The organism is Pedobacter sp. GQ55 (genome assembly GCF_059758925.1).
Map to the genome: position 1 here is coordinate 379227 of NZ_JCAXEI010000001.1, position 18101 is coordinate 397327.

An 18101-nucleotide genomic window follows, 5' to 3' on the forward strand; every position below is an offset into this window, starting at 1 on the left:
CATCGTGATCTTACAGATCACATAACAGAACGAATATAAGATCATGATAGCTTCATAACCACTAAAAGACAAATATATTCCAATGAAAAACATTCTAAAAAACTATTGGGCACTGCTCATCCCTATATTAGTTGTAATTATTGCTTTATTTTTCTTCTTATCCGGAAACAAGGAAGATGAGAACAACTTTGTTGGGATGGTTGACGCATCGAGCGTTGACGTAGCAGCAGAATTTCCGGGCAGATTGGATTCGCTGCTTGTTGAGCAGGGTGACACCGTAAAATCAGGACAATTAGTTGCCATATTACGCTCAAACGAAATAGATGCGATTAAAGCTCAAGCGCTTTCAGCTATAGATGCAGCTAAAGGTCAGCAGGAGTTGTTAACCCATGGTGCAAGACCAGAGCTAATTGAAGCAACCTCGAAACTTTATCAGATCAGTCAGGAACAATATAATCTTTTTAATACCACCTATCAGCGCATGCAACGTTTGTATAATGCTGATGTGATATCAGGGCAAGAGAAAGATGTTTTCTATTTCAAATATCAGGCGGCTAAGAAAGAAATGGAAACTGCAGCGCTGAACTTAAAAATGCTGAAAGAAGGAACAAGGCCCGAGCTGCTTAAAACTGCTAATGCTATTGTAAAACAGGCAGAGCAGGCATACGAGCTTACAAAGGCTCTTGGTGATAACACCAAAGTTTATGCACCTGCAGATGGAGTTATTTCGAGTTTGGTTACCCATCAGGGTGAGATCGTATCAATAGGCTATCCTATGATGACCATTGAAAAAAAGAATTCCACACTTTTGCGGTTCAATATTAGGCAGGACAAAGCCAATTTACTGAAATTAGGAGCGGTAGCATCTGTAAAAGTACCCGGATGCGAACCTGAAGCCTTCTCTGTAAAAGTAACCTCAATATCGCCAACACTTGAATTTGCCAATTGGGTGCCATCAAAGGATAAGGGACAGTTTGAACTTAGAACCTTTACCATAGAACTTAAGCCGGAAAACCAATCGCAGGTAAAAGGGTTACGTTCTGGGATGACTGCATCATTAATTCTGCCTTGATGAATCGTTTTGGCTATATTATCATTAGGGAATGGAAGCGCATCCTCAGCTTAAAGGTATTTTACCTGGTTATGCTGGTTGTTCCGGTGCTTTTGTTTTCATTCTATGCCGTGATTTACCAAAAAGAAGAAGCTAAACATTTATCATTTGCCATATGGGATGATGACCAAAGTTCGGTTAGCCGACAGCTTACTTTTTTACTTGAACAACGGGAAGCATTAAACATTACCAGAAGAGTAAGCAGTGAGGCCGAAGTTGAAAAACTAATACAGCAGGGCAAAATACTGGGAGCCATACATTTCCCCGTAAACATGCAGAAAGACATTTACAGCAGGCACCCGGTTAATGTAACGCTGTATACCAATGCAGCGTCTCTGGTGCCCGCAAAAATGGTATATAAGGCAGTCGCCGAAGTTGTAATTACAGGAAGTTCTGGAGTGATTTTAAAGAAGCTGATAAAAACAGGGATGAAAGCCGATCAGGCAATGGCACTTGCCAATCCAATTAAACTAAATTCTTACCAGCTTTATAATGCAAGTTATAATTATCAGGAGTATTTGGTACCCGGATTAATAACCGTTGGCATGCAAATGATACTGATCATAAGCAGTATGCTGGCCTTGAATTATGAATGGAAAACAGAAACAATGCAGGAACTATATGAGTTGTCAAATGGCTCTGCCTTTACGGTAATTGCAGCCAAAACCATTGCGCATCTTGTGGTAAGTTGGGTTAATTTTATACTTATTGCTTTTGTAGTATTTCCCTTTTTTGATATCGGAGTTGCGGCTGCTACAGGCAAATTCTTTGTTATTTATACATTACTCTCAGTTGCATGTATTGGGATAGGAATGTTTATTTCGGCTTTGTTTAAAGATATAATGTTATCTGGTGATACCGCTCTATTCTATACTTCTCCGGCTTTCGTTTTTAGTGGATTTACCTTTCCAAGATGGGCCATGCCATGGTACGATCAGTATTATGCTACCATTATGCCGTACACATCATTTCTGGATGCCTTTTTTAAAGTTTATTACATGAATTTACCATTGCATTATGCACAGGCAGATTTAAATAAGCTGTTATTGTTTTGCGCGGTGATGTTCCCAACTGCAATTCTTTTATTCCAACGTCAGTTTAATACCAGTACAGATGAAAAAACAATCGGAGCAGTCCATAATTAAGCTCTTTTTAAGAGAGACGACCCTTGTGGCAAAGGACCATAGTTTGCTCCTGACCCTTTTGATTGCACCATTGCTGTATGCTTTTTTTTATGGAAGCATCTACATCAATAAAGAAGAACAAAATGTAAAGCTTGCAGTTGTTGATGATGATCATTCAAGATTGTCAAGGTTGCTGCAACAAAACATCGATAACTCGCCTATTATTGAATTAATTCATTTCCCTAATCTGGAAGAAGCCAAAGAGCAGATGTACCGCGGAAATTGCCAAGGGTATTTTTATATTCCAAAAGGCACAGAATCAAATTTACTAACCCTCAAGCAGAGCAATGTGGCGCTTGCCGTAAATGCTGCCAGGTTCCTGCCCTCAAGCGACATCTTAATGAACGTGCAGCAAATATGCCTTACCATTGGAGCAGGCGTACGGTTACAGTATTTCCAAAAGAGCGAAGGCATGAGCTCCGCAATAGCCATGCAAAACGTAATGCCCGTAAATTTAGATTACAGACCAATGTTTAACGAAAGATCAAGCTATGGCGCCTTCCTGCTTCCTGGATTATTGGCATTAATTTTACAACAAACCTTACTGATAGGTTTATCTGAAAGTGTCGCTGGGGAACGGCAACATTCACGTATTGGCGAATGGCTAAAGGGAGGGATATCTACCGGTATTTGGGGAAAAGGATTGTTTTACCTGTTTCTATTTGCTGCTTATGCCTTTTTCTTTCTGAATGTAAACTACAGCCTGCTCAATTTGCCGATGCGGGGCAATGGTTTCGAATTGAGCCTTTTATTAATACTGTTTATTCTTACGCTTATTCCTATGGCCCAATTTATAGGGTCGCTGTTTAAATCGCAATTGCTCTGCCTGCAAATGATGGCTTTTTCTACCTATCCGATTTTTCTGATCACAGGATACTCCTGGCCATTCGAATCGCTACCACGGGCGGTACAGTGGATTTCAATGTTCTTGCCGACTACACCATTTATTAAAATGTATACGGCTATTGTGCAGTCGGGTGCTGGTTTATTCAGCCAGCCGGGAAGTTTGCTGCATTTAGTGATGTTATGGCTACTTTATAGTGGTTTAGCGTATTATCGGCTCCTGGGTGTTAGGGGCAAAGTATTGACGATAACGACAATATAGGCTCTAGAATAAATCATTGTGATTATATGAACATCAAACCCTAACCCACTATGTCAACCTCCCGGAATATTATAGAAACAAGTTTATTGATCCTGGCACTGTTGGCCTTGTTGTTTGCATTGTATGATGTGCTTAAAATATTTTTTGGAGTACTCACCTTTACAATGATCTTTTATGCCTCTTTTGCAGGCCCCTTTGAACGTCTTGTTCGGCTGATGGCTAATAAACGAAAACTTGCGGGGATTATATATGCGCTGATTCTGGTTGCAATAATTGCCCTGCCTTTTATTTTTATGATTACGGCACTGGGTAAACACATTGGGGATATGGTCCACTGGATAGTGGAAATCAAAACAAATGGGATTCCGCCATTATCCGAAAAAATAACCAGGTTGCCTTATGCAGGTGAAAGCATTGCTGAATTCTGGCGTCATTTGCGGGAAAACCCACAGGAGACTTTGATTGGCCATGAACATCAGATCAAAGATGTGTTGCATCATTTGATTGCTGGGGGAGCAGGGCTGTTGGGTACTGGTTTACAGCTTATTTTTGGAATTGTTGTTTCTGCCTTCTTTTTAGCAGGAGGAAAAGAGAAATTAATGCCTGTTAGACTAACTGTACAGCACCTGTTGGGTAAACGGGATGGACTGCTTTTGCTTGAAGCTATTGGCCAGTCGATTAAAGGTGTGTCGATTGGGGTAATGGGCACTGCTTTTTTTGCAGCTGTTTTTTCGTGGATTGGTTTTGTGATAGCGGGTATTCATTTTAAGTTGATCCTTACCGCATTGGTCTTTTTTTTCGTACTGTTGCAAATGGGCCCCTTGCTGGTTTGGCTGCCCCTGGTGATTTGGGTAAGTACACAAGGTCATACAGAAACAACAGTTTTTTTAACGGTGTATGGCTTGTGTCTACTAATTTCCGAGGCGCTGTTAAGACCCATTTTAATTGCTAAAAGCGGCGGGAAACTTCCTTTTCTGGTGCTGTTCATCGGCGTTATGGGTGGTTTAGCTGCCTGGGGGGTTATAGGGATGTTTAAAGGAGCAATTATTATGGCTTTATCGTATACAATTTTCAATTCCTGGCTGGAAAAGAAACAAAGATACACTAAAGATTAGCCACTGATTCAACAGAACCCGACCACAATCGGCTATAGCTTTCTTGTATGTATTGGTTTTTAAAGTGACCTAATATAGAATAAGGTTGTCACTTACCTAAAGGTCGTAAAGCCTTTTGACGGTATTCGATTAAGGCCATAATGCTCCATAAGGAGCAAAAAAAGGATCTTGATGCCTTCATATCAAGGTGTTTTCATAAGCTGAAGAATAAACAATAGTAATAAATCAATAAAGAAATTACAATCACAACTGGTTTATTGTTTTTTTTCGGAAAAAGTGGTTCTTCCTCATACATCGGTAACTAAAATAGACCAACAAATGTTTTCTATATTCGCCTGCTTTATAAATTTATTCGGAATTTCTGGGCTGGAATCTACACCAATTGTCCATTTTACGTTTTATAGAACTCGAAACAATCTTGATTTCTTATATCAGGATAAGAAGGCAAATGGTGTGATGAACACTTTTTACCTGCTTGTGGCAAGACTGGGGTCTAGAAAACGGATCTCATTTGCGGATAGGGTGGAAACGGATTATTGATGTCCGTATGGAGCGCAACCAAAATAATAAATTCCTGACTTAACGCTGCAGGTTTAATATTTTAAGCGTGATGTGGTCTTTTAAGCCATTATAGAATTTATCAAGGACTTTTTCAAAGACTGGATCTGTAGGTGAAACCGCCGCGAACAGAGTCATGCACGATTTTAGTTTCAGATCATCCGGGCTGCCGAATAGCTGATGTGCATCATTGGTTTTAAGTTCCAGCAAGGTATTGCACATTAAAATCAGTCTTGGGCCCAATACGCGATGTTGCAGATATTCTTTTGCCTCGTCAATGTCACGAATGGCATAAAATCTGGAAATTTCCGTAAAGCCAAGTCCCTGGATTTGCGGAAAAACATACCACATCCAATGACTGCTTTTCCTGCCGTTTTGAATTTCAGTCAAAGCAGTTTGAAATACTGATTTCTGTGCGGTGATGTATCTTTCCAGATTATGCGGTTTCATCGCTTAATTTTCTTTACAAATTAGACAAAGTTTGCTGAATTGCTATAGTTATCTTGATTCCTTTTAGGAGGTGTAGGGGCTTCCATTGGCTAAGAAACGTTACCAGATGGAGCGGAACGCTGATCAGAATTCAGGTTTGGGATGCTAAATAAGCGCTTTAACTTATGCTCCTTTTTTATGGGTTTTTAAGGTGTTCTGTTTATTGGAGTCTTCGATGGTTTCCGTTTTTCCCCAGTCCCGATCTTCTCTGAAATCTTCATCAGCATGAAAATAATGGCTGTGTTTGCCTGTAGCAGGGTTTTTGACTGCATCAAATGTACTGCGTTCTTTTCCTTTAGTCTTCATGTTTTTAAAAATTATTGACACACAATTAAATAACATATGCTTTATCAAAAAGGTTTGTCATGGGATCTTAATTTATGGATTAAGCCAATGCTTTATAGAGAACTGAACAGTTACTTCCCGGCTATAAGGCTGACTGCTAGGTAATCCCCTGTAAACTTAAAATAAGCCTCGCACTTTTTCCTGCCAATATGATATCTTCGCGCCATGACAGCAGAAGATTACGAAGCGGCGTTTTACGGGATAGCGCTTCCGGAAGGGCCAATTGAAATAGGTCAGGGGGCGATTGTTAAGGATGTTCCTTTGTTTATTGAGAAGGAATTGGCGATATTAAAATTCGGTAATAACGAGCGGGTGAAAGAGCCTGTGAGATGGAGGTTAAATAAGCTGATAGAGCTGATCAATAATAGTCACCAATAGCTGGGGTTGGATTTAGGGTCCGCTCATTTGTTTTGGTGGAATTGATAAATTTAATTGTTCATTTAATTGGGAACGGCCAATTGATGAGGGTTTTGGGAGGTTTATCTGCGTAAAGATGATTGGATTTAGGCCTCTGTATACCTGCAAAAATGTATATTTGAAGGTAAGCGTTAAAGTAAAAAATTATGAAGACAATATTCTTCTTGGTACTGGCAGTTCTTAGTATGAGTTGCTTTGCTCAAAAACCAATTAATATTGAGTTAAGGAAGCAATTGGATACCATTTTACAGACCGATCAGGGTATAAGGGAATTCGTAGATTCAGAAGTAAAGGAAGAAAGAAAAAATGCCATTGCTCAGCTGCTAAACTACCCAAGAGCGTTACTGGATAAAAGTGTCTGGGAAATTATGCGAAAAATTGATTCGATAAATATTGAAAAGGTAGCGCGTATCATTGCAAAGTATGGCTATCCGGGAAAAACACTTGTAGGAGAACCTGAAAACACGGCTGTATTTTTTGTTATACAGCATTCCAATAAAATTCCTAAATATTATCCGCTCATAGAAAAGGCCGGCAAAGCCGGGGAATTGCCTTTTAAGTACACGGCCATGATGCTGGACAGGAAGCTTGCTGGTGAAGGGAAAGAGCAAGTTTATGGCACACAGGTATTTATGGTAAGGATTGATAATCCTAAAACGGGCAAGAAAGAATCTTTTGCGTATGTAGTACCTATTAAAGATGCTAAAAATGTGAATAAAAGAAGGAAAGATGCAGGCTTCGACAGTACAGTTGAAGAGAATGCACTTAGGTTGGGTGTCGTTTATAAAGAATACACACAAGCGCAAATAAAAGAAATTACTAAACAATAGCGCAGTTCAACTGATATCATCTCTTTCCATTTAAACCGTATAAGCTTTATCAATTCCCCCTGTCCTTTCGGCTGTTTGTCAAAATAGCAATTGATAGCAGGAGCGCGTTTGCATATTTCGCTAAGCGTGGATCAGCACACTTATTGCTGAAAATCCTAAAGGCGAAAAAGTTAGTGGAATAGCTGAGTGCGCTGTCTGGTTTTAGCTTACCGTAACCTTTAGCTGCCCTGCTCGGGCTCAACGTGTCGTTTTAGTGCACCGCTGGACCATAGTGCCCAAATGATGAGCACAGGCTGGAAGAAAAGTCTTGCCAGACGTTTGGTGTTGGTATCCAGCCCGAATGCATTCCGATGTTCGGTGTACTGGGCAATGTTGCCAGGAAAAATCAGTAGATAAAAGATGGCAAGTGCTATGCCGACTTTAATTCTTTGTCTGCGCCAAAAGATCATTGCGGCTCCGAGTAAAATCTCCACAATTCCTAAAAGCAGGACGACCAGGTCTTCGTTCATTGGGATCCAGTTGGGTACCTGGGCCTGAAATTCTTCCCGCTGAAAGCTTAGGTGTCCGAAGCCTGCCAATATCATAAATAAACCCAGGATTATGCGTGCAGGGTTTTTTAGATTGAAGGCAGGCTGATTTTCGTTTGTCATTGTCGCGAGAAGGATCTACTGTTGTGTTAACAATCGGCAGGTGTGATTGTTCGGGCGATTAGATAACAGTTCCTCCCTTTAGCTGAAAGTCTTTCTTCACACGTTCATATCTTTCCAAATCTATCGGCTTAGATGCGCGCGATATAATGCTTGATTTAAAACCTAAATCTAACGCATCATTGGCAGTATAATAGACACAGAAATCGGCCGCTACTCCACAAACGGCTACTTCTGTAACGCCTCTTCCTTTAAGGTAATCGGCCATGCCTGTAGATTTTTTTCTGCCATTGTCAAAAAAGCCGCTGTAACTGTCAATCTCTTTATCCATCCCTTTTCTAAAAATAGCCTCAACAGCATTCGTTAAAAGTTCTGGAACCAATTCTGCTCCCTTTGTTCCCTGTATGCAATGCTCAGGCCATAACACCTGGTTTAATCCGTTTAACGATATTTCTTCAAATGGTGTTTTATTTGGGTGGGAAGTAAAGAAACTTTTATGACCCCTCGGATGCCAATCTTGCGTGGCGACTACCAGGTCATATGCTGATTGTAAGTCGTTAATGGTTTGGACGATTTCATCACCATGGTTAACGGCTAAAGCACCCCCTGGTAAAAAGTCATACTGTACGTCGATAATAATTAGTGCATTCATAAAAAAGGTTTAATTGTGATTAATTTAATGTGTATCGCGTATTATTTAAAAGTAGTCGCTCACTTTTGAGACACTTTTCACCCAAGCACTTGAGTTGGGCTGTAAAACGTATTCGCTCAGCCCTACTTCACTTGTTTCGGGAGCCCAATCATAGGTATAACCTAAACGCGTCCAGGGGTAATGATAGTCTGCTGTAGTTGATAATGTTCGGTAATAGGCAAAAACAATATAATTATTAAACCATGAGTTGAAATTTTCTGGATTATTAGTGCCTAATGTGGCACCAGCTGTTTTAGTGGTGATCACCCGGCTGCCTGCCGGCCTATATAAGCTTTCCGGGTTTACCCAAATCTCAGCGATATGGGTATTGCTCCGCTCATTAGCAGGGGGTAGACCCAACAACTGGCAGATACGCATGGTGGTATCACTTGTTGCAGAGAAAGAAGAACCTATGCGTGTTTTCATTTGTTGTGGGATGAATAGCCACGATTCTCCCCATGAATTGGTAATGGAATCACCAACCGGATAGCTGGATGGAAAACGCATAAAGCTAGCCATCAAAACATGTGGCTTACCATTAATTGTTTTCCATTGCAAAGCAGTATTTTCAGGAGTTAATGCCCATAATGTATCAATGATTTCTGCGCTGTCAGCTACCATTGCATCTAGTATGGCGCCTTTGTATAATGCGTTCATAGATAGTACAGGAGGTTCTGGCTTTGATGGAATGTCATTATCTTTTTTACACCCAACGAACATAGCAAGCATAAGTAAAGCAAATAACAATAACGGAGAGCAAATATTTGGTTTTTTTTGCATAATAATTTTAATTGTGTTTAAAAAATAAAAGTTTGAAGATAATGTAAAATAGATTTATTGTATAAAGGGGGATTTTACCCCTATGCCTCTTATAAATTGTTAGCCATCAAAAAAAAGCGGCTTAACTTAGCATATACGCTGAAATAAACTATTCTTACACATTTGGAAGCCCTACATATTCATCTTGTTCATTTGTGTTTAATAAAATCAGGAAGAGGTTCCGGGTCTGTTTCGAACTCCTGGTCATCACGATCTATTAAATGAAAAAAGATTGCATGTAAAAATTCTTTCTCCTTTTATTTGTTATGCTAATATTTTTAGTATTATATTTGTTTGTTCATTTGCATTGCTAATGCAATGATTTAATCAGGGGGATGACATCATGAACGCAAAACAGGAATTGGTCAGTAAATTACAGCAGGATATCCTGCTGTGGCAGGGCTTTAAAACACAGGGAGCTGTAGCTGCTGAGGCGATTGGTCTTGGTGAGCTGGAAAACGCATTTCCAAACGGGGTTTTTCCAAAGAAGGCGATTCATGAATTCATCACGGTGCTACCCGAACATGCGGCAGCGAGTGATGGCTTTATCGGCGGACTGCTGTCAGTGCTGATGAAGGAGGGGGCGGCCTGCGTATGGATCAGTACAGCCAGAAAGCTATTCCCGGTTTCCCTTTGTCTGTTCAATGTGGAACCCGAGCGGATCATTTTTATGGATGTAACCCGAGAAAAAGATGTGCTCTGGATCATGGAGGAAGCGTTAAAATGTGAAGGTCTTGCTGCTGTGGTGGCGGAACTGAATGAACTGAGTTTGATTGAATCGCGCAGATTGCAGCTTGCGGTGGAAGGTTCTGGTGCGACGGGCTTTATTTTACGTAAAGATGCCCGTAAGGCCTTAAGTACGGTGGCTACGGCACGCTGGAAGATCAGCCCGGTGCCGAGTGTAACCGAGGATGAAATGCCTGGTGTGGGTTTCCCTCGCTGGAAGGTGGAACTGACCAAAGTCCGTAATGGGAATCCGGGAAGCTGGATCCTGGAATGGGGTGGTGATCGTTTTGTGGAAGTATTACCAGCTTTGAAAACAGCCGGATGGTACGATCAAAGGGAACGGCAAATTGGTTAAACGGTTAAAAAATGCAAAAGCGTTATGTTTCGATATGGTTTCGCCATTTGTTGGCGGACTGGCAGTTGATCCGCAGGCCGGAACTTTGTGATATTCCTTTTGTTTTCGCAGCGCCCGATCACGGGCGCAATATGATTACTGCAGTAAGCCCTTTAGCCGCTTCGCAGGGAATTGAAATGGGAATGCGTGCGGCTGATGCCAAGGCGCTTTGCCCGGGATTGGAAGTATTGGATGATAAGGCCGGCCGTGCTGCCAAATTGCTGAAAGGACTGGGAGAGTGGTGCGTGCGCTATTCTCCGGTGGTGATGGTTGATGATTTTTCGGTGGATGGGTTGTTTCTGGATGTAAGTGGTTGTACGCACCTTTGGGGCGGGGAACGGGAATACCTGAAAGAAATCGTATCCAGGTTAAAAGGCAAGGGGTATACGGTTCGCGTGGCGATGGCGGATACTGCTGGTGCCGCATGGGCGATCGCTCGTTTTGGAAAAGTAACTCCTTTGATAGCACCCGGGACGCATACTGAAGTCCTGCTTGCTTTGCCGCCAGAAGCCTTGCGCTTACCGGAAATTACCCTGGCTAAGCTGCGCAAGCTTGGCTTTTATAAGATCAGGAGTTTTATAGGGATGCCTCGCTCGGTATTGCGCAGGCGATTCGGGGAGGATTTTTTGGTCCGTTTGGGTCAGGCTTTAGGTACGGCCAGTGAACTGATTACTCCTTTGCAGCTGCCTGCTCTTTTTCAGGAACGCTTGCCTTGTCTGGAACCGATTAGGACCCGAATTGGCATTGAAGTGGCGATCAGTCGGCTCCTGGAGCATTTATGCCTGCGGCTGCAAAATGAAGGGAAGGGTTTGAGAACAGGGGTACTGACTTGTTATCGCATTGATGGCAAGGTGATACAAGTTTCGATAGGTACGAGTGGCGCAACCTGTAGTGTAAGCCATTTGTTTAAACTTTTCGAGTTGAAGATCGATCAGATCCGACCGGCGCTGGGAATTGAACTATTTGTATTGGAAGCACCTAAAGTCGATGACATTTTACCCGGACAAGAGGCACTTTGGGCGGGTAAACCCGGACTGGATGATCAAAGTGTAATCCAACTGCTGGACAGGGTAACTGGTAAAATGGGCGCTGATGTGATACATCGTTATGTCCCGGCAGCCCGTTACTGGCCAGAGCGATCAGCGAATCGGGCAGTTTCGATCACTGAAAAACCCGTTGCCCAATGGCATATTGATAGACCACGCCCCACTGAATTGCTCAATAAGCCTGTCCCGATCGAGGTTATGGCCCTGATACCTGATCATCCGCCAAAGTTTTTCATTTATATGGGCGTCAGGCATGTTGTGGTGAAGGCCGATGGCCCTGAGCGCATAGAACGGGAGTGGTGGCTGGATATGGGGGAGCACAGGGATTACTACCAGGTGGAAGATGAACTGGGACAGCGTTACTGGCTGTTCCGTTCGGGTCACTATGGGGGCGAGCAGCGGTATCAATGGTTTATACATGGTTTTTTTGCATGAGATATGGAATACAGTGAATTACAGGTGACTTCTAACTTTAGCTTCCTTCGGGGAGCGTCCCATCCCCATGAACTGGTGGATCAGGCAGCGGCTTTTGGGTATAAAAAAATTGCTGTTACGGACCGCAATACATTGGCAGGCATTGTCCGTGCACATGCTGCAGCTAAGGAAAAGAACATTCAGCTCATTCCAGCCTGTCGCCTGGATTTACTGGATGGGCCTAGCTTACTGGCTTACCCCACCAACAAGGAGGCGTATTGTCGGTTGTCGGCTTTACTGACGGTAGGGAATCTGCGCGCGGAAAAAGGATCTTGTCATTTGAATAAGGCCGATGTGTATGAACACGCTGCGGGGATGTTGTTTACCGTAGCAATGCCTGGTGTGCTGAACCGTCACTTCAATTTTGAGGAATCCTTTGTGAAGGATCTGCAGGAGTACAGGGATGCTTTGGGTAAGCAGCTGTACCTTTCTGCAACACGTACGTACTTGGGTAATGATGACAAGCTGATCTTTCGCATCCAGCAGTTGTCCGGTAGGCTTGGAATACCTGTTGTGGCTACAGGAGATGTGCATTACCATGATCACTCACGAAGGGAATTGCAGGATGTGCTGACCTGTGTGAGGGAAAAGTGTACCATCAAGGAGGCTGGTTTCCGCTTGCATCAGAATGCAGAGCGTTATATGAAACCGATTGAAGAAATGCACCGTTTGTTCCGTAATTATCCTGAGGCGATCCGCAATACAATGGTTATCGCTGAGGCCTGTACTTTTGCGCTTGATGAACTGAAATATGTGTATCCAGAAGAGATCAACAAAAGCGGACGTTCACCATTGGAAGAGCTGGAATACCTGTGCTTTAAAGGTGCGCATGGCTTTTACGGGGAGGTCATCCCGGAGAAAGTGCTGAACATGATTGCCCATGAAATGGACTTCGTCCGGAAGATGGATTATGCCAATTACTTCCTGTTTGTGGAAGACATTGTCCGCGAAGCGAGAAGCCGGGGCATTTTATGCCAGGGAAGGGGATCTGCGGCCAATTCAGCCATTTGTTTCTGCCTGGGGGTGACCTCGGTAAATCCCATGAAGTTTGACTTGCTGTTTGAGCGTTTTATTTCTTCGGACAGGAATGAACCGCCCGACATTGATGTGGACTTTGAGCATGAACGGCGGGAGGAAATCATGCAGTACATCTATACCAAGTATGGTCGTGACCGTGCAGCGATTGTGGCGACGGTAACACAGTTGCATCAGAAAGGCGCTTTGCGTGATGTGGGTAAGGCGATGGGTTTATCTGTAGATACCATTAACAGGTTATCCAGTTCAGTCTGGGAGTTTACCGATGAGTGGTTCGAGGGTAAGCGTGTGACAGAACAGGGATTGAATCCTCAGGATCCGCATTTGATGAAAACTTTGCAACTGACGGCGCAGATGATGGGTTTCCCGAGACAATTGGGACAGCATACCGGTGGTTTTGTGGTGACCAATGGGAAACTGACTGACCTCTGCCCAATCCTGAATGCACGTATGGAAGACCGGACGAACATTGAATGGAACAAAGATGATATTGATGCTTTGGGTTTTCTGAAAGTGGATGTATTGGCTTTGGGAATGCTGACTTGTATCCGCAAAGCTTTTGATTTGTGTAAAGCGCATTATGGTTTAGACCTTACGTTGGCCAATATCCCTCAGGATGACCCGGAGGTGTATGATATGATCAGTGCTGCGGATACGCTGGGAGTGTTCCAGATTGAAAGCAGGGCACAGATGTCCATGCTGCCCAGATTAAGACCCAAATGTTTTTATGATCTGGTGATTGAGGTAGCCATTGTTCGACCTGGACCGATTCAGGGGGATATGGTGCATCCTTACCTGCGCCGCCGAAATGGCGAAGAACCTGTTGTTTATCCTTCTGCAGAACTGGAAGAAATATTGGGCAGGACACTTGGTGTGCCGCTTTTCCAGGAGCAGGCAATGAAGATCGCCATTGTAGCAGCTGGATTTACACCTGCCGAGGCAGATGGCTTGCGTCGGAGTATGGCCACTTTCAAATTTACGGGAACGGTCAATCGCTATGAACAGAAGCTGATTGAAGGGATGATGAAAAAGGGCTATACCGAGGAATTTGCCAAACGGATCTTCAGGCAGCTGGAGGGTTTCGGGAGTTATGGTTTCCCGGAAAGTCATGCGGCAAGTTTTGCTTTGCTGGTTTATGTGTCTTGCTGGCTGAAGCATTATTATCCGGATGCCTTTGCTACGGCTTTGCTCAACAGCATGCCCATGGGCTTTTATCAGCCTGCACAGATTGTAATTGATGCACAGAAACATGGTGTGGAGGTGCGGCCGGTTGACATTAATCATTCTACATGGGACAATTTACTGGAAGAAAAATGCGGCAAGTATTGTGCGATCCGTTTGGGGTTCCGGCAGATCAAGGGGCTAGGGCAACAGGAGATGGATGTTTTGGTCAATTGCAGAGGAAAGGGGTACAGGACAGTTACGGCCTTACGTGATGCGGGGATAGCGATTAATACGTTGGAAAGACTGGCAGATGCTGATGCTTTCCGCTCTATTGGGTTGGATCGCAGGAAAGCATTGTGGGAGGTGTCTGCCTTACAGGATATGCCAGTGGAGATTTTTAAAGGGCAACCTTCTGAAAGTGTGTTGGAGGCGCAGGTGGAATTGCCGCTGATGAGCCAGGGGGAACATGTGGTTCAGGATTATGCGACTGTAGGCTTGTCATTAAAGGCGCATCCGGTCAGCTTTGTTCGGCCGCAACTGGAAATGCTGCGCATCTTGTCCTGCCATCAGATCAATAAGGATGCGCAGAACGGACAATTGGTAAAGGTTGCTGGACTTGTGCTGGTTCGACAACGACCGGGAACGGCCGGTGGGGTATGTTTCATTACTATTGAGGATGAGACCGGCTTTAGCAATCTGGTGGTATTTGAAAAGTTTTTTGATACCTACCGGAAGGAAATCCTGCATTCCAGACTGCTGATGGTGGAAGGTCGCTTGCAGCGGGAAGGAGAGGTGGTACATGTGATCGTGAGCAAGTGTGTAGACCTGACTAAACTGATGGGTAAACTGGTGCAACCAGAGCAGGATGAATTGCCGGTACTTACCTTATCACGGGCAGATGAGAAAAGTGCCCCCTATCCTTCACAAAATAAACGGATAACGGTCCCAGGGGAAGTTCCAAAGGATACTTTTCATGGGGGAAGGAATTTTAAATAAATCGGGAACGTATCCGCTCATTATAGGTCTTCGAAAAGTACCTTAAAAAGTTGCCCAGCTCAATAGATAATGTATCAGCAGGGCTAACAACCCCGTTGCGGGAATCGTAAGTATCCAGGCATAAACGATAGGGATGGTCACGCCCCAGCGTACAGCTGAGACCCTCCTGATCGCCCCAACTCCAATAATGGCTCCGGTAATCGTGTGCGTTGTACTTACCGGAATACCCAATATGCTTGTAGAAAAAAGTGTGATTGCTCCCGCAGTTTCAGCGCTGAAGCCCTCAAATGGCTTCAAATGTGTTATTTTTGATCCCATTGTTTTAACGATGCGCCAGCCGCCGAATAATGTGCCGATTGCCATTGCACTATGGCAGGATATCACTACCCAAAATGGTATCGCGGCACTTTTATCCAATTCTCCAGAGGCAATTAACGCAACGGCAATGATACCCATTATTTTTTGTGCATCATTTGCACCATGTCCTATACTGAAAGCGGCTGCAGAAAGTAGCTGGAGCTTTTTAAAGTGCCTGCTTACTGTTCCCCGGTCAGAATTTTTACAAATCCAGGTCACCGTAATAGATATCAACATAGAAACCATCATGCCAATCAGAGGAGCTAAAAAAATAAACAGGATAATTTTTAAAACTGCACCATAAATTACCGCATCGAAACCAGCGCTTGCAATGGCCGCACCAACAAAACCGCCAATTAAAGTATGCGAAGAGCTTGAAGGGAGTCCGAAAAACCAGGTGGCCAGATTCCATAAAATAGCAGCCAGCAATCCCGCTATCAGTACCTGCATCGTTACAATTTCGGGATGAACGATACCCTTAGCAATTGTATTTGCGACATTAAGTTTGAAAATCAAATAAGAAATGAAATTGAAAAAAGCTGCCCATAATACCGCTAATCTCGGAGATAGGACCTTTGTTCCGACAATTGTAGCAATAGAATTGGCTGCGTCATGAAAACCATTGATGATATCGAATAATAAAGCTAATCCAATAACTATTATAAGTATGGTCATACCGTGCCCCCTTTCTGGTATACACTTCCTGATACTGTACTGCCTAATAATGGCTTTATACGTGTCCTGAGTCGTGCTTTCCTGGCTTAATCTCCGAATCAATAATTTCCTTTTCCATTTTTTTCTTATCCTTATTATTCCTTCGGATCAGGTAAATGATCAACACGACAAAAGCAATTAATACAGGAACTGCAATGGTGTAGTTAATTTCCATAACAAATGACTGATAAGTAGCATTAAATAATTTTAATAGCTACATAAAGATAATAGGATTATGTTAACTTAAAGTTATGAAATAAAATGTATTGATAATGAAAGCATAGTTAAATGATTATGTTCATCGGATGAGAATTGTTTACTCATCCGATGAACAATTAAAACGTGCTCTTTTGCTGATTTGCAAACCGTAATTAATAATGCCCCGCTGGGGGATGAAATCCTGTTAAATGTTGATGTTTTTCCAGGGCCCGGAGATGGCAAGTGTTAAGCCTGGTGTTTGAATATTGATGAATAATGTATTTCCTGACGGTGAAAATACCGGGCCGGCAAATTCTGAATTCCGATAGCCGATGTTTTTTGCAATGACATATGTTTTTCCTTGTGGCGTAATGCCGATTATTCTTGCATCTTTCTTGTCTTCACAGATGATCACGTCTCCCCAGGGAGCGATTGTCAGGTTGTCACAGTTTTGAAAGGTTTCAATATTGTTCGGCTCAATAAAGAGTTCCAGCTTGCCGGGCGCTTCTTTTTCTCCTGTTTGTCCTTCAAACTTGCTTGGTGTATACTTGAAAATTTGACCCGTTCTGTTATTTCCACCGTCTGTACAGGCAAAAAACAATTCATCTTTTCCATACCATATACCTTCCCCTCTTGAAAACCGGGCAGCACCCAGCTTAAATCCTCTTAACCTCAAGTCACTGTCAGGTGCTTCAACATCAGCGAGATCCATCCATTCTACCTCAAATGACTTTTTTTCAGGAAATTTGTTCGTTGTTAAATTTGGATAGTTACGGGTATCAGCACTTTTCCATTCCTTAATGACAAGACATTGGAGTTTTCCACCATTGTGTAATTTGCCATAGGCATTTGGAAGGTACCTATAGAAAAGACTGTCCCCCTCATCCTCTGTCTGGTAAACGATTCCTGTTTTGGGCTGAACGGCAACTGCTTCATGTGTGAAACGTCCCATTGCTTTAATAGGATTGGGGTTAGCGATCCCAATTTTCTCTGTCGCCGGTACTTCAAAGTTAAAGCCATGATCTTTTTCCAAACCATCCGTCGCTTTCAAACTGCTTTCTTCACAGGTGATCCAGGACTTCCATGGGGTTATACCGCCCGCACAGTTTCTTACAGTTCCAATTAAACTAAGGTACTGAGATTCTACTTTTTGTGTTTTTTCATTGTAGACCAGGGTAGTGGTACCCCCTACACAGGTGTCTTCACCGTTGGCAAAATCGTAGATCTTATTTTTATCGATCTTATGAATGAGTTCATTGTTTTTTCCAAAAGGGCCCAGCTGATCTGCACCTGGCAAATTTTCGTGATTTCTGATTAATATTGTTTTACCACTTGCAGTTGAAAATGAGCCCATTCCATCATACATTCCAGGTACCAGCAGTCCGTCTTTCATCAGATCGCCTTTACGGGAGATGATCCTGGAACTGAAACCTTTTGGCAGACTAAGTGTGTCACCTGTCTGATAACTGAGCGGACCAAATCCAGTTCCCTCAGTGGTCGATGTCAATAAATCCATCGCTGCATTTGCAGCGAAATTGTTCAGGCCAATAAAACCTAAACTAACCAGACTTGTATTCCGGATAAAATTTCTTCTTGAATTGTTCATGCGGCGGTAAATCTACTCTTATATGATTAAGTTAATGTTAATTCCTGAACCTTATGTAATTTCTCAGCGTAAATATCATG

The 18101-nt window shown here is 43.0% G+C and carries 17 protein-coding genes; 9 read left to right on the top strand and 8 right to left on the bottom strand.

The features are described 5' to 3' along the window. Window positions 1-82: 82 nt before the first annotated feature. The 4 genes from AC6CH7_RS01540 to AC6CH7_RS01555 are packed head-to-tail and all read left to right on the top strand — an operon-like array spanning window position 83 to window position 4515. Entirely contained in the window at window positions 83-1072 is a 990-nt protein-coding gene (locus AC6CH7_RS01540; RefSeq protein WP_498260997.1) for an HlyD family secretion protein, read from the top strand. After that, window positions 1072-2256, top strand: a complete 1185-nt coding sequence (locus AC6CH7_RS01545; protein WP_498260998.1) for an ABC transporter permease — start codon at window positions 1072-1074, stop codon at window positions 2254-2256. The genes AC6CH7_RS01540 and AC6CH7_RS01545 overlap by 1 nt, the downstream gene beginning before the upstream one ends. Next, window positions 2225-3400, top strand: coding sequence for an ABC transporter permease (locus AC6CH7_RS01550; protein ID WP_498260999.1), 1176 nt, complete (start codon window positions 2225-2227; stop codon window positions 3398-3400). Before AC6CH7_RS01545 ends, AC6CH7_RS01550 begins: the two co-directional genes overlap by 32 nt. 50 nt (window positions 3401-3450) lie before the next feature. After that, entirely contained in the window at window positions 3451-4515 is a 1065-nt protein-coding gene (locus AC6CH7_RS01555) for an AI-2E family transporter (protein WP_498261000.1), read from the top strand. Between the two features lie 579 nt (window positions 4516-5094). On the opposite strand, the gene AC6CH7_RS01560 is transcribed toward AC6CH7_RS01555, so the two are convergent. Beyond that, the gene (locus AC6CH7_RS01560; protein WP_498261001.1) at window positions 5095-5523 is read right to left on the bottom strand and encodes a DUF1810 domain-containing protein; all 429 of its coding nucleotides are present in this window, start codon (window positions 5521-5523) and stop codon (window positions 5095-5097) included. 162 nt (window positions 5524-5685) lie between these two features. Further along, window positions 5686-5868, bottom strand: a complete 183-nt coding sequence (locus tag AC6CH7_RS01565) for a hypothetical protein (protein ID WP_498261002.1) — start codon at window positions 5866-5868, stop codon at window positions 5686-5688. A 204-nt stretch (window positions 5869-6072) separates the two neighbouring features. Between AC6CH7_RS01565 and AC6CH7_RS01570 the strand changes: the two genes are divergently transcribed. Next, complete coding sequence (locus AC6CH7_RS01570) at window positions 6073-6285, top strand: DUF6965 family protein (protein ID WP_498261003.1); 213 nt, start codon at window positions 6073-6075, stop codon at window positions 6283-6285. A gap of 185 nt (window positions 6286-6470) precedes the next feature. Continuing rightward, window positions 6471-7154 (top strand): DUF6624 domain-containing protein, encoded by a 684-nt coding sequence (locus AC6CH7_RS01575; RefSeq protein WP_498261004.1) that lies wholly within the window; start codon window positions 6471-6473, stop codon window positions 7152-7154. A 218-nt stretch (window positions 7155-7372) separates the two neighbouring features. On the opposite strand, the gene AC6CH7_RS01580 is transcribed toward AC6CH7_RS01575, so the two are convergent. Genes AC6CH7_RS01580 through AC6CH7_RS01590 form a run of 3 tightly spaced genes read right to left on the bottom strand, consistent with a single transcriptional unit; the run spans window position 7373 to window position 9272 of the window. Further along, window positions 7373-7804 carry a DoxX family protein gene (locus tag AC6CH7_RS01580; RefSeq protein ID WP_498261005.1) on the bottom strand — a complete coding sequence of 144 codons (432 nt, stop codon included), beginning with the start codon at window positions 7802-7804 and terminating at the stop codon, window positions 7373-7375. Window positions 7805-7862: 58 nt separating this feature from the next. Next, entirely contained in the window at window positions 7863-8453 is a 591-nt protein-coding gene (gene pncA / locus AC6CH7_RS01585) for a bifunctional nicotinamidase/pyrazinamidase (protein ID WP_498261006.1), read from the bottom strand. Window positions 8454-8498: 45 nt separating this feature from the next. Then, the gene (locus tag AC6CH7_RS01590) at window positions 8499-9272 is read right to left on the bottom strand and encodes a hypothetical protein (RefSeq protein WP_498261007.1); all 774 of its coding nucleotides are present in this window, start codon (window positions 9270-9272) and stop codon (window positions 8499-8501) included. Window positions 9273-9654: 382 nt separating this feature from the next. Here AC6CH7_RS01590 and AC6CH7_RS01595 point away from each other — a divergent pair, with 382 nt between their 5' ends. The 3 genes from AC6CH7_RS01595 to AC6CH7_RS01605 are packed head-to-tail and all read left to right on the top strand — an operon-like array spanning window position 9655 to window position 15146. After that, a complete protein-coding gene (locus AC6CH7_RS01595) occupies window positions 9655-10392 on the top strand; it encodes an ImuA family protein (protein WP_498261008.1) in 738 nt (245 codons plus the stop codon). Window positions 10393-10403: 11 nt separating this feature from the next. Beyond that, complete coding sequence (locus tag AC6CH7_RS01600; RefSeq protein WP_498261009.1) at window positions 10404-11912, top strand: Y-family DNA polymerase; 1509 nt, start codon at window positions 10404-10406, stop codon at window positions 11910-11912. 3 nt (window positions 11913-11915) lie between these two features. Further along, window positions 11916-15146 (top strand): error-prone DNA polymerase, encoded by a 3231-nt coding sequence (locus AC6CH7_RS01605; RefSeq protein WP_498261010.1) that lies wholly within the window; start codon window positions 11916-11918, stop codon window positions 15144-15146. 42 nt (window positions 15147-15188) lie between these two features. Here the strand turns inward: AC6CH7_RS01605 and AC6CH7_RS01610 are convergent, their stop codons facing one another. From AC6CH7_RS01610 to AC6CH7_RS01620, 3 genes are all read right to left on the bottom strand, one after another. Then, entirely contained in the window at window positions 15189-16178 is a 990-nt protein-coding gene (locus tag AC6CH7_RS01610; RefSeq protein WP_498261011.1) for an inorganic phosphate transporter, read from the bottom strand. Window positions 16179-16233: 55 nt separating this feature from the next. Continuing rightward, the gene (locus tag AC6CH7_RS01615) at window positions 16234-16392 is read right to left on the bottom strand and encodes a hypothetical protein (protein WP_498261012.1); all 159 of its coding nucleotides are present in this window, start codon (window positions 16390-16392) and stop codon (window positions 16234-16236) included. 228 nt (window positions 16393-16620) lie between these two features. Continuing rightward, on the bottom strand, window positions 16621-18021 hold the full coding sequence (locus tag AC6CH7_RS01620) for an alkaline phosphatase PhoX (protein WP_498261013.1): 1401 nt from the start codon (window positions 18019-18021) through the stop codon (window positions 16621-16623). Window positions 18022-18101: the final 80 nt, after the last annotated feature.

What these genes read in the sequence shown, in the direction of transcription:
- AC6CH7_RS01580 (WP_498261005.1), bottom strand. Translation starts at nt 7,804, where the DNA reads ATGACAAACGAAAATCAGCCTGCCTTCAATCTAAAAAACCCTGCACGC.
- AC6CH7_RS01555 (WP_498261000.1), top strand. Translation starts at nt 3,451, where the DNA reads ATGTCAACCTCCCGGAATATTATAGAAACAAGTTTATTGATCCTGGCA.
- pncA (WP_498261006.1), bottom strand. Translation starts at nt 8,453, where the DNA reads ATGAATGCACTAATTATTATCGACGTACAGTATGACTTTTTACCAGGG.
- AC6CH7_RS01605 (WP_498261010.1), top strand. Translation starts at nt 11,916, where the DNA reads ATGGAATACAGTGAATTACAGGTGACTTCTAACTTTAGCTTCCTTCGG.
- AC6CH7_RS01550 (WP_498260999.1), top strand. Translation starts at nt 2,225, where the DNA reads ATGAAAAAACAATCGGAGCAGTCCATAATTAAGCTCTTTTTAAGAGAG.
- AC6CH7_RS01600 (WP_498261009.1), top strand. Translation starts at nt 10,404, where the DNA reads ATGCAAAAGCGTTATGTTTCGATATGGTTTCGCCATTTGTTGGCGGAC.
- AC6CH7_RS01540 (WP_498260997.1), top strand. Translation starts at nt 83, where the DNA reads ATGAAAAACATTCTAAAAAACTATTGGGCACTGCTCATCCCTATATTA.
- AC6CH7_RS01560 (WP_498261001.1), bottom strand. Translation starts at nt 5,523, where the DNA reads ATGAAACCGCATAATCTGGAAAGATACATCACCGCACAGAAATCAGTA.
- AC6CH7_RS01615 (WP_498261012.1), bottom strand. Translation starts at nt 16,392, where the DNA reads ATGGAAATTAACTACACCATTGCAGTTCCTGTATTAATTGCTTTTGTC.
- AC6CH7_RS01590 (WP_498261007.1), bottom strand. Translation starts at nt 9,272, where the DNA reads ATGCAAAAAAAACCAAATATTTGCTCTCCGTTATTGTTATTTGCTTTA.
- AC6CH7_RS01565 (WP_498261002.1), bottom strand. Translation starts at nt 5,868, where the DNA reads ATGAAGACTAAAGGAAAAGAACGCAGTACATTTGATGCAGTCAAAAAC.
- AC6CH7_RS01610 (WP_498261011.1), bottom strand. Translation starts at nt 16,178, where the DNA reads ATGACCATACTTATAATAGTTATTGGATTAGCTTTATTATTCGATATC.
- AC6CH7_RS01575 (WP_498261004.1), top strand. Translation starts at nt 6,471, where the DNA reads ATGAAGACAATATTCTTCTTGGTACTGGCAGTTCTTAGTATGAGTTGC.
- AC6CH7_RS01595 (WP_498261008.1), top strand. Translation starts at nt 9,655, where the DNA reads ATGAACGCAAAACAGGAATTGGTCAGTAAATTACAGCAGGATATCCTG.
- AC6CH7_RS01570 (WP_498261003.1), top strand. Translation starts at nt 6,073, where the DNA reads ATGACAGCAGAAGATTACGAAGCGGCGTTTTACGGGATAGCGCTTCCG.
- AC6CH7_RS01545 (WP_498260998.1), top strand. Translation starts at nt 1,072, where the DNA reads ATGAATCGTTTTGGCTATATTATCATTAGGGAATGGAAGCGCATCCTC.
- AC6CH7_RS01620 (WP_498261013.1), bottom strand. Translation starts at nt 18,021, where the DNA reads ATGAACAATTCAAGAAGAAATTTTATCCGGAATACAAGTCTGGTTAGT.